We start from the raw sequence: 14,195 nt of genomic DNA on the forward strand, positions 1-14,195 counted from the left end.
CGTGCGCTCCCTCCCCGGACACTGGAGCCGTGCGCCCAGCCAAAGCGACGGCAGCAGCCGTCACCGTAGCCACCGGAGTCACCGCCGCTCTCGGCGCGGCCGCAGTCGCGGCGGGCCGGTACGCCAGCGACGCCGCCCTCAAGGCCCCGGCGGGCCGCCCCCTGCCGACGGAGCCCCGTCTCACCGTGCACGCCACGGCCGCGGGCCAGATCACCCTGACCCGCGCCCTGGCGAGCCTGCGCCCCGGCACCTACGGACTCGGCGGCGACGGCACGCACGCGATCGTCGGGCCCGTCCTGGAATCGGCCCCGCACGCGGCGGACACCGTCGTACGCCGCCTCGAAGCCGTCACCCACGGCACCCTGGAACCCGGCGCGAAGGTCTGGCTCACCCCGCAGGTCCACATCGGCGACCCGCACGCCGCGCTCGGCATCGACCACGCGGACGTCGACATCCCCGGCGAACTCGGCGGCCTGCCCGCCTGGTTCGTGCCGGGGGCCCGCGACACCTGGGTCATCGCCGTGCACGGCCTCGGCACGACCCGCGAGCACGCCATGGTCGTCATGGACTTCCTGCACCGCCAGAGGTTCCCCGTGCTCGCCCTCGCCTACCGCGGCGACCGCGGCGCGCCCCGCTCGCCGGACGGCCTCGGCCACCTCGGCGAGACGGAATGGCGCGACCTGGACGCCGCCATCCGCTACGCCGTGCGTTACGGAGCCGAGCGCGTCGTGCTGCACGGCTGGTCCACCGGCGCCGCCATGGCCCTGCACGCCGCCGCCCACTCGGCGCTGCGCGATCGCATCAGCGGCCTCGTCCTCGATTCCCCCGTCCTCAACTGGGAGACCACGCTGCGCGCCCTCGCCGCCGCCCGCCGCACCCCGGGACCGCTCCTTCCGCTTGCGGTCCGTGCGGCCCAGGGCCGCACCGGTCTGCGCGGCGACCGCATCCTGGAGGCGGCCGACCCCGAGGTGCTCAAGGTCCCCACCCTCCTCGTGCACGGCCCCGACGACGTCGTCGCGCCCTGGGGACCCTCCCGTCGCCTCGCCCAACAGCGCCCCGAGCTGGTCACGTTGCACACCGTCCACGACGCGCCGCACGGCGCCATGTGGAACGCCGACCCGGCGGGGTACGAAGAGGCCCTGCGCCGCTTCCTCACCCCTCTGATGTGACCTGATGTGACCGCGGAACTGACCGTTCGACCCTCCTGAACCGACCGTTCGAGACCGTCTCCAGAACGCCTCCTTCGCCATTCCGTTTGGGTTTTCGGACCGTCAACAGGAAGACTGCTCCCGTGACGTCCCGTACCCCGCGCGACTCCAGGCTCCGACTCGTCCGCGCTCCCCACCCGAGGGCCGAGACGCGAGGAGAGGCCCAGCGCGACTCAGCGCGCCCCCTTTCCGCCGCCCCGGGCGCGGTGAGCGACCGCCGTGCGCGCCGTCCCGCGCCCCGGCCCCCCGAGGGCACGCCCGCCCCCGCGGAGCTGGCGAGGGCGGCCCGCGCCGGGCTCGCCGACGCCGCACGGGTCGCGCGCTGGGCCGACGCGGCCCTGCGCCCCGGCCCCCGCCGCTCCGGAGCCACCCCCGACGGCAACGGCACCCTCTCCGACGCCACCGCCGAACGGGCCGCCGCCGAACTGGGACTGACCACCGATCAGGTCCGCGCCGACTGGGACACCGCGCGGCTCGCGGGCCTCATCGAGGTGCACGGCGACAGCGCACGCCCCGGCTGGCGGCTGCGCGTCTGGAACCGCGACGACGCCGCGGTGCTGCGCGGCTGGGTCGCGCTCTTCGACGCCTGGTCGCTCGCCCACCCCGCGCCCCTCGACCTCGCCCCCGCGGCGGTCGCCGAGGCCGTCGAGGCGATGCCGCAGGTGCTCTCCTTCCTGCAGCTCTCGGCGGGCCCCGTCCCCGTGCCGCAGCTCCTCGACCTCCTGGACCAGCGCGTCACGGAACTGCGCACCGAGCGCTGCGAGATCCCCTACGGGCCGCCCCTCTCCCCGCACGACCCCGCCGAAGAGGCACCGCTCCCCGCCCTGCTCGACTGGGCCCTGCGCGGCCTCGCCGTCGTGGGCGCGCTGACCTACGCCGAGGGGCAGGCCACGCTCACCCCGCTCGGCAGCTGGGCGGTCTGGGTCAAGCTGGAGCAGATCTGCGTCGCCGCGCAGAGCCCCGCCGGGCACATCGAGCAGTCCGCCGAGGACATGCTGCGCGGCTGCGTACGACTGCGGCCCAACGCGGCGCGCGTCGAGTACCGCGCCTGGCTCGCGGCCCGCCCCGTCGGCAGCGCCGTCACCGACCTGCTCACCGCGGCCCGCGGCGAGGACGCCCTGCTGCGCGGTCTGGCCTTCGAGGCGCTGCGGGTGGTCGGCGCCCCGGCCGAGGCGGAGGTCAGGACCGTCCTCGAAGAGACGTCGCTGCGTCCGTACGCCCTGCTCTGGCTGGCCGAGCAGGAGGGCGCCGACCCCGAGGACGTGCACCTCGTGCTGAGCCGCGAGGAGACGACCTGGCTGTGGATCGACACCGCGGCGGCCGTCGCGGACCACGGCGAGGCCCAGGTCCTCGTCCGCCATCTGGAGTCGGCGGTCCAGCCCACCGTGCCCGCGCTCCTCGAAGAGGTGCGCAAGGCCGGTCATCCCCGCACCGTCCAGGTCCTGGTCGCCCTCGCCGCGGCCCACCCCGATCCGGCGCTCGCCAAGGCCGTGCGCCGCGCGGCCTTCCAGGTGCACACCGGCGGGGAGTGATCGGTGGGAGGGCCCTCGGCTCAGGCCCGTGTCTCGGGGGCGTAGGTGCCGAAGCTCCATACGTTGCCCTCGGCGTCCCGCGCCATGTAGTCCCGGGAGCCGTAGTCCTGGTCGGTCGGGGGCATCAGGATCTCCACGCCGTGCTCCTTGGCCCGCTGGTGGTGGGCGTCGACGTCGTCCACCACCAGATACACGCCGCACGGCCCGGCGTCCTTCATCACCTGGTCGAAGAGGCCGCCCCGGCCCTTGGAGCCGAGCATCACCGCGCCGTTCCCGTACGTCAGCTCGGCGTGCATGACGGTGCCGCCCTCGCCCTCGTACACCGTCGCCTCGGTGAAGCCGAACGCCTCCGTCAGCTGCTGGATCGCGGCCTTCGCGTCCGCGTACAGCAGGGTGGGGAAGATGGTCGGCCGCCCGCTGTCGTCGCCTGCCATGCCGATCGCTCCAATCCGTGAAAAGTGATCGCGAAAAGTGATCGTGAAAAGTGATCTGCTTCACATCTCTTCACAGTCTGGCACCCGGCACTGACAACGCCCGCCGGAGCCGCCCGCGGCCCCGGCCCGCCCCGCGCAAGGTTCAGCGGAACGTGTTGCACTGCCCCATGTCGCCGGTGCGATAGCCCTGGTAGAACCACTGCTGACGCTGCTCGGCCGAGCCGTGCGTCCAGGACTCGGGGGTGACGCGGCCCTGGAACTTCTCCTGGATCCGGTCGTCGCCGACCGCGGCCGCCGCGTCGAGGCCGTCCCGGATGTCGTTGTCGTCGAGGCTGCTGATCAGCGGCTTGCCGGTGCGGTCGTCGGGGCTGCGGGTCGCGTGCCGCGCCCAGACCCCCGCGTAGCAGTCCGCCTGGAGCTCGACCTTCACGGCGTTGCTGTCGCGGCCGGTGCGCCCGTCCTGGGAGCGCTGCAGGGTCCCCATCAGGTTCTGCACGTGGTGCCCGTACTCGTGGGCCACCACGTACGCCTGCGCGAAGGGCCCGCCGTTGGACCCGAACTTCGTCCGCAGCTCGTTGAAGAAGCCCAGGTCCAGATAGACCTTCCGGTCGCCGGGGCAGTAGAACGGGCCGACCGCCGACGTCGCGGTCCCGCAGGCGGTGCCCACGCGGTTGGTGAACAGGACGGTCTGCGCGGGGGAGTAGGTGGCCCGCCTGCGCTGGAACTCCGGGCGCCAGAAGTCCTGGACGCTGTTGACCACCGCCACGATGCGGCAGTCCTCCTTGGCGTTCGCGTCCCGGCCCGTCCGGCAGCTCTGCTGCACCTGCGCCAGCGACGAGGACGAGGCCGCGGGCTCCTGGTCGCCGGAGGAGAGGCCCAGCTGTTCGGGGCCCACTCCGAAGAACAGCCCCAGGAGCAGCGCGATCAGACCGGCGATGCCGCCGCCGACCGTCGCCCTGCCGCCGGGGATCCGACTGCCGCGCACATCCCGCACCTCGGAGGTGTCCAGGTCGGCGTCGTCGTCGAACTGCATGGGCGCACCCCTCTGCCTCGCGTCCGGGACGGCACACGTCGCCCCGCGCACCGAGCTATCGGCCACTTCATCCTGATATGGCAGCCCCCGCGGGGCGTCGGACGGAGGTCCGAACGGGGGACGCGGGCCGCGCCCCGCGCCGTGTCGCGACGGCTCGGGGCACCCGCCGCACACCCCACGGCTACGCTCTGCGCCTGATCCATGGGCAGTGGTTCCGAAGGGGGCGTCATGTCCGCTCTGCCGGTCGAGGCGACCGACACAACCGCACCACCGCCCGGCCCCGCCCCGCTTTCGGCGGGCCTTCCCCCGGCAGGTTCCCCGGCCCCGACGACTGGCCCGCCCGCCCGGACGGCCGCCCCGCGCCCCCCGCTCCGCACGCCCGGGCCCCCGGCCTCCCGGCGCGGCACCCGCATCGCGCTCCCCGTCGCCCTCGCCCTGCTCGCCGTGCCGCTCATCACCGCCGCCCACCACGCGCGGCCCGCCCCCTACGGAGACCACCTCACCGTCCACGCGCGCGTGGCGGCCGGTGCCGAGCGCGCCGGGGAGCCCGAGCTGCGCAGGACGGGCCGGGCCGTCGAGGCGTACGACCCGGGGAGCGGCAAGGCCCGGTGGACGTACGCGCGCGAAGGGCGGCGTCCCCTGCGGACGCTCGGCGCTCCCGGGCACGCCTTCACGCTCTGGAGCGACGGTCTGGTCACCGACACCGCGCGGGCCGACGGCGGCTCCGTGCGCTGGCACCGGGCCGTGCCCGGCAGCGCCGCCTGGCTGCGCGGCCCGGCGGCCCGCGGCGGCGCCGGGGTCCTGCGGCCGCTCACCCCCGGCGCCCGCATGCTGGCCGTCGTCACCCCGCACCGCATCGCCGCCTACCGCACCGTGGACGGCGACCTGCGCTGGGTGCTGCCCGCACGGCCCGGCTGCGCCTTCGTACCGGCCCGCTCCGTGCGCACCCGCGGCGTCCTCCTGGTCGCCCAGCCCTGCGCGAGCCCGGCCGCCTCCTGGACGTCCCAGCTCATCGCGGTGGACGACTACGGCAGAATCGTTCCCGGCCGTACACCGCTGGGCAACGGGGACCTCGGGCCGGAAAAGTAGTTGCGGGGGCCCGTTAGACTGGCTGCCATGGCAGCTCCTCTTCTCAGTTGGACGGCATAGACACCGGTCCCGAGTACCTCAGTCGTCCCACTCGCCGTCCACTCTGTTCAGGAGTACCCCCGTGATCACCGCTTCCGGCATCGAGCTGCGCGCCGGCGCCCGCATCCTCATCGAGAACGCCACCTTCCGTATCGCGAAGGGCGACCGCATCGGCCTCGTCGGCCGCAACGGCGCGGGCAAGACCACCCTCACCAAGTGCCTGGCCGGTGAAGGCATCCCCGCGGGCGGCACGATCTCCCGCTCCGGAGAGGTCGGTTACCTCCCGCAGGACCCCCGCACCGGCGACCTCGACGTGCTCGCCCGCGACCGCATCCTCTCCGCGCGCGGACTCGACACGCTGATCCGCAAGATGCGCGAGAACGAACAGCGCATCGCGAGTGGCTCGGGCGCCACCCGTGAGAAGGCCCTCAAGCAGTACGAGCGCCAGGAGACGGAGTTCCTCACCAAGGGCGGGTACGCCGCCGAGGCCGAGGCCGCCACCATCGCCGCCGCGCTGAACCTCCCCGACCGCGTGCTCGGCCAGCCCCTGCACACGCTCTCCGGTGGTCAGCGCCGCCGCATCGAGCTGGCCCGCATCCTCTTCTCGGACGCCGACACGCTCCTCCTGGACGAGCCGACCAACCACCTCGACGCCGACTCGATCGTCTGGCTGCGGGACTACCTGAAGACGTACCGCGGCGGCTTCATCGTGATCTCCCACGACGTCGACCTCATGGAGACGGTCGTCAACAAGGTCTTCTACCTGGACGCCAACCGCGCCGCGATCGACGCCTACAACATGGGCTGGAAGCTCTACCAGCAGCAGCGCGAGTCCGACGAGAAGCGCCGCAAGCGCGAGCGCCAGAACGCCGAGAAGAAGGCCGCGACGCTCCACTCGCAGGCCGACAAGATGCGCGCCAAGGCCACCAAGACGGTCGCCGCGCAGAACATGGCGCGCCGCGCCGACAAGCTCCTCGCGGGCCTGGAGGCGGTGCGGCAGAGCGACAAGGTCGCCAAGCTGCGCTTCCCCGAGCCCTCGCCGTGCGGCAAGACGCCGCTCATGGCCGAGGGCCTGTCGAAGTCGTACGGCTCCCTGGAGATCTTCACCGACGTCGACCTGGCCATCGATAAGGGCTCGCGCGTCGTCATCCTCGGCCTCAACGGCGCGGGCAAGACCACCCTGCTCCGGCTCCTCGGCGGCGCCGAGAAGCCCGACACCGGAGAGGTCATCGAGGGTCACGGCCTGAAGCTCGGCTACTACGCCCAGGAGCACGAGACGCTCGACCCCGAGCGCACGGTCCTGGAGAACATGCGCTCGGCCGCCCCCGACCTCGACCTCGTCGAGGTGCGCAAGACGCTCGGCTCGTTCCTCTTCTCCGGAGACGACGTCGACAAGCCCGCGGGTGTCCTCTCCGGCGGTGAGAAGACCCGGCTCGCGCTCGCCACCCTGGTCGTCTCCTCGGCGAACGTGCTCCTCCTGGACGAGCCCACCAACAACCTCGACCCGGCGAGCCGCGAGGAGATCCTCGGCGCGCTGCGCACCTACAAGGGCGCGGTCGTCCTCGTCACGCACGACGAGGGCGCGGTGGAGGCCCTCCAGCCGGAGCGGATCATCCTGCTGCCGGACGGCGTCGAGGACCTGTGGGGCCAGGACTACGCGGATCTGGTCGCCCTCGCCTGAGCCGTGACCGGTGCCCCGGGCCTGATCCCCGGGGTGTCCACCGCGCTTGATCGAACCATTGATCCACTGGGTATGGATCATTCGGCCGATCCGTGATCCCCCATCTGTGTGAGCTGTCCTCGTACCGAGGTGTGTCATACACGGATTTTGGTGCCGCCCTGGCAGGGGAGCCGCTCTCTCGCCCGGCACTGCGCTGACCTGGCGCTTCGTCCCGCAACCCGTTCGGCCGTACCGAATCCGACGCGCGGAATCGTTAATTCCGCTCGTGGTCTCGGCTTCTGTGGCGGCAAACCTCGTCGTACGGACCTTGCCGAATGGGTGGCCAGGAAGCCCGGGAGGGGTGATCATGAGAAGTCCAGAGCGCACTTCCCATGAGGAGGCACGGGTGGCCGAGACTCTGAAGAAGGGCAGCCGGGTAACCGGCGCCGCGCGCGACAAGCTCGCGGCAGACCTGAAGAAGAAGTACGACGGCGGTGCGAGCATCCGGGCGTTGGCCGAAGAGACCGGCCGCTCGTACGGTTTTGTGCACCGGATGCTCAGCGAGTCCGGCGTCACGCTGCGGGGACGCGGCGGGGCGACGCGAGGCAAGAAGGCCGCCGCCGGCTGACAGCAGGCGGCACGCTGTTCAGTGGTCCGATGGTGACCACCCGGTCGATCGTCCCCCAGCGCCCCTAAAGGATCTAGCACCCTTAAGGGCCTGGGGGTGCCCCCTGATCCTTAAGGGACCTGGGGGTGACCCCTGATCGGCCGGGTGGTTACTGTGCAGTCACTTACGGGCGCTCCAGTGCGTCCGGCCCGACTGCATCCCATCGGAGGCACCCATGGCTTCGTCCGACAGCGAGCTCGCACCGGTTCTCGACAAGGACGGCGTAAGCCTCACCATCGACGAGGCCGTCGCCACGGTGACGCTGACCAATCCGGCCAAGCGCAACGCCCAATCTCCCGCGCTGTGGAGGGCGTTGACGGAGGCAGGTCAGCTGTTGCCCGGCAGTGTCCGCGTCGTGGTGCTGCGCGGTGAGGGCAAGTCCTTCTCCGCGGGCCTCGACCGGCAGGCGTTCACGCCCGAGGGCTTCGACGGCGAGCCGTCCTTCATCGACATGGCACGCGGCGAGGACGGTTTCCTCGACGCGACCATCGCCGAGTACCAAGAGGCATTCACCTGGTGGCGGCGGGCCGACATCGTGTCCATCGCCGCCGTCCAGGGGCATGCCATCGGTGCCGGTTTCCAGCTCGCGCTCGCCTGTGATCTGCGGATCGCGGCGGACGACGTGCAGTTCGCCATGCGTGAGACCAGCCTGGGCCTGGTCCCCGACCTCACCGGCACCCATCCGCTGGTGGGGCTCGTCGGCTATGCCCGCGCCCTGGAGATCTGCGCCACCGGGCGCTTCGTGCACGCGGACGAGGCCGAGCGGGTGGGCCTCGCCAACCTCGTCGTGCCCGCCGACCAACTCGACGCGGCCGCCAAGGACTTGGCCGCCGCGCTCGTCGCCGCGCCCCGCGACGCCCTCATCGAGACCAAGGCGCTGCTGCAGGGTGTCGTCGGCCGTACGTACGAGGAGCAGCGCGTCGCCGAGCGCGCCGCGCAGGGCCGCCGACTGCGCGACCTCGCGGGGCTCGGCGACTGAGGTCACTCCACGGCGGCGCTCGGTACCGAGGTCACTCCACGGCGGTGACGAGCACCGCCACCGAAGGGTGGTCGGAGAGGGCTTCGCCGACCGCCGCGCGGACCGCGAGTGCCACGTCCAGGGCGCGGTGCTCCCGGTCCGTCGCGAGCTCCACGCGCGCGTGGCGACGCGGGAGGGCGTCCTGCGCCGGGTGCTCCTCCAGGTGTACGGCCGGGCCGAGCGCCTCGGTCAGTCGGGTCACGCCGGGCACCGCGAGGGCCGCCCGCGCGGCCCGCGCCTCGTCGCCTTCGCCATCGGGCGCGGTGCCGTCCCCGGCAGCCCCGGCAGGTGGGTCCTCCGGAGCCTCGCAGGACCCCGCGCCCTCGTCGAGCAGCGCCGTCACCTTCAGATCCACCTCGGCGACCACCAGGCCGAGCCGTTCGGCCGCCCCGGACAACGCCGTCCGCAGCCGCGCCGCCGCGTCGGGCAGCGGCTGCGCCGCCGTGGCCGCCACGTCCGCCGTGATCCGCAGCGGTCCGGGCGGCAGCGCGCTCGGCGGTGGCGGCACCGCGGCGACGTACCTCTGTCCCGGATCGGCGATGCCGATGCGCAGATCGTCCGGACGGACCCCCGTGACCTGTCCCGCCGCACGGCGCAACGCGGCCACCGCCGCCGCCTCCGTCACCCATGTGCCGTCCGCCGCGCCGCCCAGTGGCAGCACCCGGCCGAGGCCGAGCCTGCGGCGTACCGCCTGGGTCCACCCTTCACCCGTCATGGCCCCAGCCTGCCGCATCCCCGGCGCGCTGCCGAGCAACCGCACCTAATGTGGGCCAAGGGAACAGATCCCCACGCGACATCACCTTTCGGAACGGACGGGACGGCGATGACCGACACCGGACAGCGGAACACGTCTCAGACGCTGGAGAAGGATTCCCCCGATACGGCGGTGGGGAAGACCACGACCAAGCGCGGCGGCGGCGATCCCGCCGGCCGGGGGCGCACCACCATCGCGGACGGCGTCGTCGAGAAGATCGCCGGACTCGCCGCGCGTGACGTGGCGGGTGTGCACGCGATGGGCGGCGGTCTCGCCAGAACCTTCGGGGCCGTGCGCGACCGCGTCCCCGGCGGCACCAAGTCGGTGACGCGCGGAGTGAAGGCCGAGGTCGGCGAGGTACAGACGGCGCTCGATCTCGAGATCGTCGTCGAGTACGGCGTGTCGATCGCCGATGTCACACAGGACGTACGGGAGAACGTGATCGCGGCCGTCGAGCGCATGACAGGGCTCGAGGTCGTCGAGGTCAACATCGCCGTGAGCGATGTGAAACTGCCGGACGAGGACGACGACGAGCCTCAGGGACGCCTCCAGTAGGACGTCTCGCTAAGGAGCGCACGATGAGCATGGCCGTGATCGGCATGGTGGCCGGAATGGCCCTCGGCTTCGCCGGATACTTCGGCGGTTTCGGGGCGTTCCTCCTGGTGGCCGCCCTTGGCGCCATCGGGTTCGTGGCAGGGAGGTTCCTCGAGGGGGACCTGGAACCCGGCGAGTTCTTCCGCGCCCGCGGCGACCGGCGGCGGTGAGCGGTGGCGGCACAGGTCGCGCCCGGGGAGCGCGGCGCGACCCGGATCGCCGACCGGGTCGTCGCGAAGATCGCCGCACGCGCCGCGCGTGAGGCGCTCGCCGCCGTGCCCGCCGACGGTGCGCCGCCGCACGCCACCGTCTCCGTCAGCCACGACACCGCCCGGGTCCGCATCAGTCTCGAACTGGACTACCCGAGCGACATCGGCGGTCAGTGCGGTGCCGTGCGTCGCCATGTCGCCCAGCGGGTAAAGGCGTTGGCGGGAATGGATGTGCCCGAGGTGGCCGTCCAGGTGGAGCGGCTGCACTCGGCGCAGGTACGCGCGGCGGCACAGGGGAGGACACGATGAGCGAGCCCCAAGGGGGCGGCGGCACCCGGCCGCTGCCGGTCATCGAGCAGACGGAGCAGGTGGAGCACGCGGAGAGCGAGCTCGACCAGTCGGCCTCCGCGGCCGCCTACCGGCCGCTGCCCACTCTGTCGGAGGGCGAGGACAAGGCGGGCCGGTTCTGGTCGCCGCGCCGGGTGCCCGCCGCCCTCCTCGCGCTGCTGCTGCTCGGCGGCGCGGGTCTTTTCCTCTACGACGTGGTCGCCGTGCGCGCCGACCACCCCGCGATGCGCTGGCGGCGCGTCCTCGCCCGTGAGCTGGGCGAGCGGCCCCTGGACGACACCGCGGTCCTCGCGGGTGCCGCGCTGGCCGCTCTCGTCGGGGTGTGGCTGATCGTGCTCGCCACGACCCCCGGTCTCCGGGCCGTCCTGCCGATGCGCCGCACCCACGCGGACGTACGCGCCGGGCTGCACAGGGGCGCCGCCGCCATGGTGCTGCGCGACCGGGCCATGGACGTGTCGGGCGTGCAGTCCGTGCGGGTCCGCGTGACCCGGTCCAAGGTCGACGTGCGGGCCGTCTCGCACTTCCGTGAACTTGACGACGTGCGCGGCGACTTGGACGCCACGCTCGCCGACGGCATCCGCGATCTGGGCCTGGCCAAGGCCCCCGGCCTCGCGGTGCGCGTCGCGCGGCCGGGCAGGAAGGGGTGAGCGCGATGCCGCGGAGCGTCAACCGCGTGGTCCTCGGGCTCGCCGGGCTCGTGCTGTTCGTCGTCGGCGGCGCCGTGCTCGCCGTCGGTCTCGGCGCGTCCCCGCCCTCCTGGTGGATCCACGACGACCGGCACGACGTCCTGGTCAGCGCCGCCGACCGGGCGCGCTGGCGCGACGCGGGATGGTTCTGGCCCGTCGTCATCGCGGGACTCGCGGTGGTCGTGCTGCTCGCCCTGTGGTGGCTCTCGGCGCAGCTGCGCAGGCGGCGGCTCTCGGAGGTCCTGGTGGAGACCGGCGACGGGGAGGGCGCGCTGCTGCGCGGGCGCGCCATGGAGAACGTGCTGAGCGGCGAGGCCGAGACGCTGGAGGGCGTCGAGCGCGCCCAGGTCGTCCTCACCGGTCGGCGCGGCACCCCGCAGGCGCGCGTGGAGCTCGTGCTCGAACCCCACGCCACGCCCTCCGAGGCGCTGCACCGGCTCTCCGCCGAAGCCCTCGCGCACGCCCGCGACTCCGCGGGGCTCGCGAGTCTGCCCGCCACCGTGCGGCTGCGGGCCGTCAAGCACCGTGCCGAACGCGTGAGTTGAGCCCCGCGGCCCCTGCCGGGAGCGTGCCGGGGGCGTCCTCAGAAGCCGCTGAGTGCCCCGCCGTCCACCGGCACCATGATTCCGGTGAGGTACGACGCGGCGGGCGAGAGCAGGAACGCCGCCGTGCGGCCGAACTCCTCGGGAGTGCCGTAGCGGCGCAGCGGAATGCGTGCCTCGTTGGCGGCGCGGGTGGCCTCCGGGTCGGGCGAGAGGCCGTCGAGCTGGCGCATGCGGTCGGTGCTGATCCGGCCGGGGAGCACACCGAGCACGCGGATGCCGCGCGGCCCGAGCTCGTCGGAGAGCGACTTGGCGAACCCGGCGAGACCGGGGCGCAGGCCGTTCGAGATGGTCAGGCCCGCGATCGGCTCGTACACCGAACTGGAGAGCACGAAGGCGATGACGCCGCCCTCGCCGAGTTCGGCGGCGGCGGAGCGCGCGAGCCGCACGGCACCGAGGAAGACGGACTCGAACGCCGACTGCCACTGCTCGTCGGTGTTGTCCGCGACGAAGCCGGGGGCGGGCCCGCCGACGCTGATCAGCACGCCGTCGAAGCGCCCGAAGCGCTCGCGGGCGGCGGCGATCAGCCGGTCGGCCGCGGCGGGCTCCGCGTTGTCCGCGGCGACGCCCACCGCGTTCGGGCCGAGGTCGGCGGCCGCCTCGGCGACGGTCTTCTCGTCCCGTCCGGTGACGACGACCTTCGCGCCGTCCGCGACCAGCTGACGCGCGGTGGCGTTGCCGAGGCCGCGGGTGGCGCCGGTGACTACGTAGACACGGTCTTTCAGTCCAAGATCCATGGCTCTATCCTCCCGCGCCCCCGCCGAAGAGCGCGAGGGCGGTGCCCACGAGTCCGATATGGCTGAATGCCTGCGGGAAGTTGCCCAGCTGGCGCCGGGCCACCGGGTCGTACTCCTCGGAGAGCAGCCCCACGTCGTTGCTCAGCCCCACCAGGTGTTCGAACAACTCGCGCGCCTCCGCCCGGCAGGCCGTCGAGGTCCGTCCCGTCGGCCGTGTAGCGGCGCAGCAGGCGGTGATGGCCGAGCTCGTCGCGGACCGCGTCGAGCGTGCCGATGACGCGGGGGTCCTCGGGCGGCAGGAAGCCCACCCGGGGGATCAGCAGCAGCGCGGCGTCCAGCTCGGCCGAGCCGTAGTACTGGGTGAAGGTGTTCCGCTCCGCGTCGTACCCCTGTTCGCACACCTCCTGGTGCACCTCGTCGCGCAGCTTGCGCCAGCGGGCGGCCTCGCCGCGCAGGCCCGCACGGCGCGCGAGCGCGAGGGAGTCGACGACCTCGCCGTATACGTCGAGCTGCAGCTGGTGCGCGGCGTCGTTGCCGACGCGCACGGGCGCGGAGCCCGCGTAGCCGCTCAGCCACGGGATCTCGTACTCCGGAAGACGCCGTTCACCGGCGAGTCCGTACATGATCTGCAGGTCGTCCGGGTTGCCCGCGACCGCGCGGAGCAGCCAGTCGCGCCACGCCTCGGCCTCCTCCGAGTAACCGGCCGAGAGCAGCGCGCCCAGGGCGAGGGTGGCGTCCCGCAGCCAGCAGTAGCGGTAGTCCCAGTTGCGTACGCCGCCGATCTCCTCGGGCAGCGAGGTGGTGGGGGCGGCCACGATGCCGCCGGTCGGCGCGTAGGTGAGGGCCTTCAGGGTGATCAGGGAGCGGACGACGGCATCGCGGTGCGGCCCGTCGTAGCGGCAGCGCCCGGCCCAGTCGCGCCAGTCGGCGAGGCTGTCCCGCAGCGCGTCGTACGGGTCGACGAGCGGCGGGCGCGGCTCGTGCGAGGGGTGCCAGGTGAGGACGAACGCGACCTTCTCGCCCTCCTCGACGGTGAACTCGGAGTGCGTGCCGAAGTCCTCGCCCCAGGTGCGCACCGAAGGATCGGCGCGCAGCCATGTGGAGTCGGGCCCCGCGACGGCGACGCGGTACCCGTCCGTCCTGCGCATCCACGGCACCACCGAGCCGTAGTCGAAGCGGAGCCGGAGCGTGCCGCGCAGGGTGACGCTGCCCTTCAGACCCTCGACGATGCGTACGACGTCGGGGGCGCGGTCGCGCTGCGGCATGAAGTCGATGACGCGGACGGAGCCGTCCTCGGTGTCCCACTCGGAGTCCAGGACGAGCGAGTCGCGGCGGTAGGAGCGGCGGGTGCAAGGGCCCGTACCCTTCGGGGCGATGCGCCAGTGGCCGTTCTCCTCGTCGCCGAGCAGGGCGGCGAGGCGGCCGAGTCGAGCCGGGGCAGGCAGAGCCAGTCCAGCGAGCCGTCCCGGGAGACCAGGGCGGCGGTCTGGTGGTCGCCGATGAGCGCGTAGTCCTCGATGGGGTGGGGCACGGGTTACGGGTTCCCGATGGGGGCTCGCACCAACCGGGCCCCTTTAGGGGCGCG

The 14,195-nt window shown here is 73.2% G+C and carries 15 protein-coding genes and 1 pseudogene; 11 read left to right on the plus strand and 5 right to left on the minus strand.

All coding sequences use genetic code 11. The annotated features are described in order from the left end of the window. The first annotated feature begins 29 nt into the window (after positions 1-29). Together CP970_RS33740 and CP970_RS33745 are read left to right on the plus strand one after the other, a co-directional pair. Positions 30-1,169: an alpha/beta hydrolase gene (locus CP970_RS33740; protein ID WP_150494355.1), complete on the plus strand. Its 1,140-nt coding sequence runs from the start codon at positions 30-32 to the stop codon at positions 1,167-1,169. Positions 1,170-1,291: 122 nt separating this feature from the next. Beyond that, positions 1,292-2,740 carry a hypothetical protein gene (locus CP970_RS33745; RefSeq protein WP_191094980.1) on the plus strand — a complete coding sequence of 483 codons (1,449 nt, stop codon included), beginning with the start codon at positions 1,292-1,294 and terminating at the stop codon, positions 2,738-2,740. 20 nt (positions 2,741-2,760) lie between these two features. Here CP970_RS33745 and CP970_RS33750 read toward each other — a convergent pair whose 3' ends face one another. Next, entirely contained in the window at positions 2,761-3,174 is a 414-nt protein-coding gene (locus CP970_RS33750; RefSeq protein WP_055556386.1) for a VOC family protein, read from the minus strand. A 142-nt stretch (positions 3,175-3,316) separates the two neighbouring features. Next, positions 3,317-4,207, minus strand: a complete 891-nt coding sequence (gene ypfJ, locus CP970_RS33755; protein ID WP_150494356.1) for a KPN_02809 family neutral zinc metallopeptidase — start codon at positions 4,205-4,207, stop codon at positions 3,317-3,319. Between the two features lie 228 nt (positions 4,208-4,435). Here ypfJ and CP970_RS33760 point away from each other — a divergent pair, with 228 nt between their 5' ends. The 4 genes from CP970_RS33760 to CP970_RS33775 all read left to right on the plus strand — a co-directional run bounded on the left by CP970_RS33760 (position 4,436) and on the right by CP970_RS33775 (position 8,641). Then, complete coding sequence (locus tag CP970_RS33760) at positions 4,436-5,296, plus strand: hypothetical protein (protein ID WP_224058869.1); 861 nt, start codon at positions 4,436-4,438, stop codon at positions 5,294-5,296. 121 nt (positions 5,297-5,417) lie between these two features. Next, entirely contained in the window at positions 5,418-7,016 is a 1,599-nt protein-coding gene (locus CP970_RS33765) for an ABC-F family ATP-binding cassette domain-containing protein (RefSeq protein WP_055550173.1), read from the plus strand. A 385-nt stretch (positions 7,017-7,401) separates the two neighbouring features. Beyond that, positions 7,402-7,623 (plus strand): helix-turn-helix domain-containing protein, encoded by a 222-nt coding sequence (locus CP970_RS33770; RefSeq protein WP_055550175.1) that lies wholly within the window; start codon positions 7,402-7,404, stop codon positions 7,621-7,623. Between the two features lie 214 nt (positions 7,624-7,837). Further along, positions 7,838-8,641 carry an enoyl-CoA hydratase/isomerase family protein gene (locus CP970_RS33775; protein ID WP_055550177.1) on the plus strand — a complete coding sequence of 268 codons (804 nt, stop codon included), beginning with the start codon at positions 7,838-7,840 and terminating at the stop codon, positions 8,639-8,641. A gap of 31 nt (positions 8,642-8,672) precedes the next feature. On the opposite strand, the gene CP970_RS33780 is transcribed toward CP970_RS33775, so the two are convergent. Next, positions 8,673-9,395, minus strand: a complete 723-nt coding sequence (locus tag CP970_RS33780; RefSeq protein ID WP_055550179.1) for a hypothetical protein — start codon at positions 9,393-9,395, stop codon at positions 8,673-8,675. Positions 9,396-9,503: 108 nt separating this feature from the next. Here CP970_RS33780 and CP970_RS33785 point away from each other — a divergent pair, with 108 nt between their 5' ends. Genes CP970_RS33785 through amaP form a run of 5 tightly spaced genes read left to right on the plus strand, consistent with a single transcriptional unit; the run spans position 9,504 to position 11,816 of the window. Next, positions 9,504-9,989: an Asp23/Gls24 family envelope stress response protein gene (locus tag CP970_RS33785; RefSeq protein WP_055550181.1), complete on the plus strand. Its 486-nt coding sequence runs from the start codon at positions 9,504-9,506 to the stop codon at positions 9,987-9,989. A gap of 23 nt (positions 9,990-10,012) precedes the next feature. After that, positions 10,013-10,198: a hypothetical protein gene (locus CP970_RS33790; protein ID WP_055550183.1), complete on the plus strand. Its 186-nt coding sequence runs from the start codon at positions 10,013-10,015 to the stop codon at positions 10,196-10,198. Positions 10,199-10,201: 3 nt separating this feature from the next. Next, complete coding sequence (locus tag CP970_RS33795; RefSeq protein ID WP_055550185.1) at positions 10,202-10,546, plus strand: Asp23/Gls24 family envelope stress response protein; 345 nt, start codon at positions 10,202-10,204, stop codon at positions 10,544-10,546. After that, complete coding sequence (locus CP970_RS33800; RefSeq protein ID WP_055550187.1) at positions 10,543-11,232, plus strand: DUF6286 domain-containing protein; 690 nt, start codon at positions 10,543-10,545, stop codon at positions 11,230-11,232. The genes CP970_RS33795 and CP970_RS33800 overlap by 4 nt, the downstream gene beginning before the upstream one ends. A gap of 5 nt (positions 11,233-11,237) precedes the next feature. Further along, positions 11,238-11,816 (plus strand): alkaline shock response membrane anchor protein AmaP, encoded by a 579-nt coding sequence (amaP, locus tag CP970_RS33805; RefSeq protein ID WP_055550206.1) that lies wholly within the window; start codon positions 11,238-11,240, stop codon positions 11,814-11,816. Positions 11,817-11,854: 38 nt separating this feature from the next. Here the strand turns inward: amaP and CP970_RS33810 are convergent, their stop codons facing one another. Then, positions 11,855-12,610 carry an SDR family oxidoreductase gene (locus tag CP970_RS33810; protein WP_055550189.1) on the minus strand — a complete coding sequence of 252 codons (756 nt, stop codon included), beginning with the start codon at positions 12,608-12,610 and terminating at the stop codon, positions 11,855-11,857. A 4-nt stretch (positions 12,611-12,614) separates the two neighbouring features. Continuing rightward, positions 12,615-14,141, minus strand: a pseudogene (locus CP970_RS33815) (glycoside hydrolase family 15 protein). Positions 14,142-14,195: the final 54 nt, after the last annotated feature.

This window comes from Streptomyces kanamyceticus, assembly GCF_008704495.1.
Classification (GTDB): Bacteria; Actinomycetota; Actinomycetes; order Streptomycetales; family Streptomycetaceae; genus Streptomyces; species Streptomyces kanamyceticus.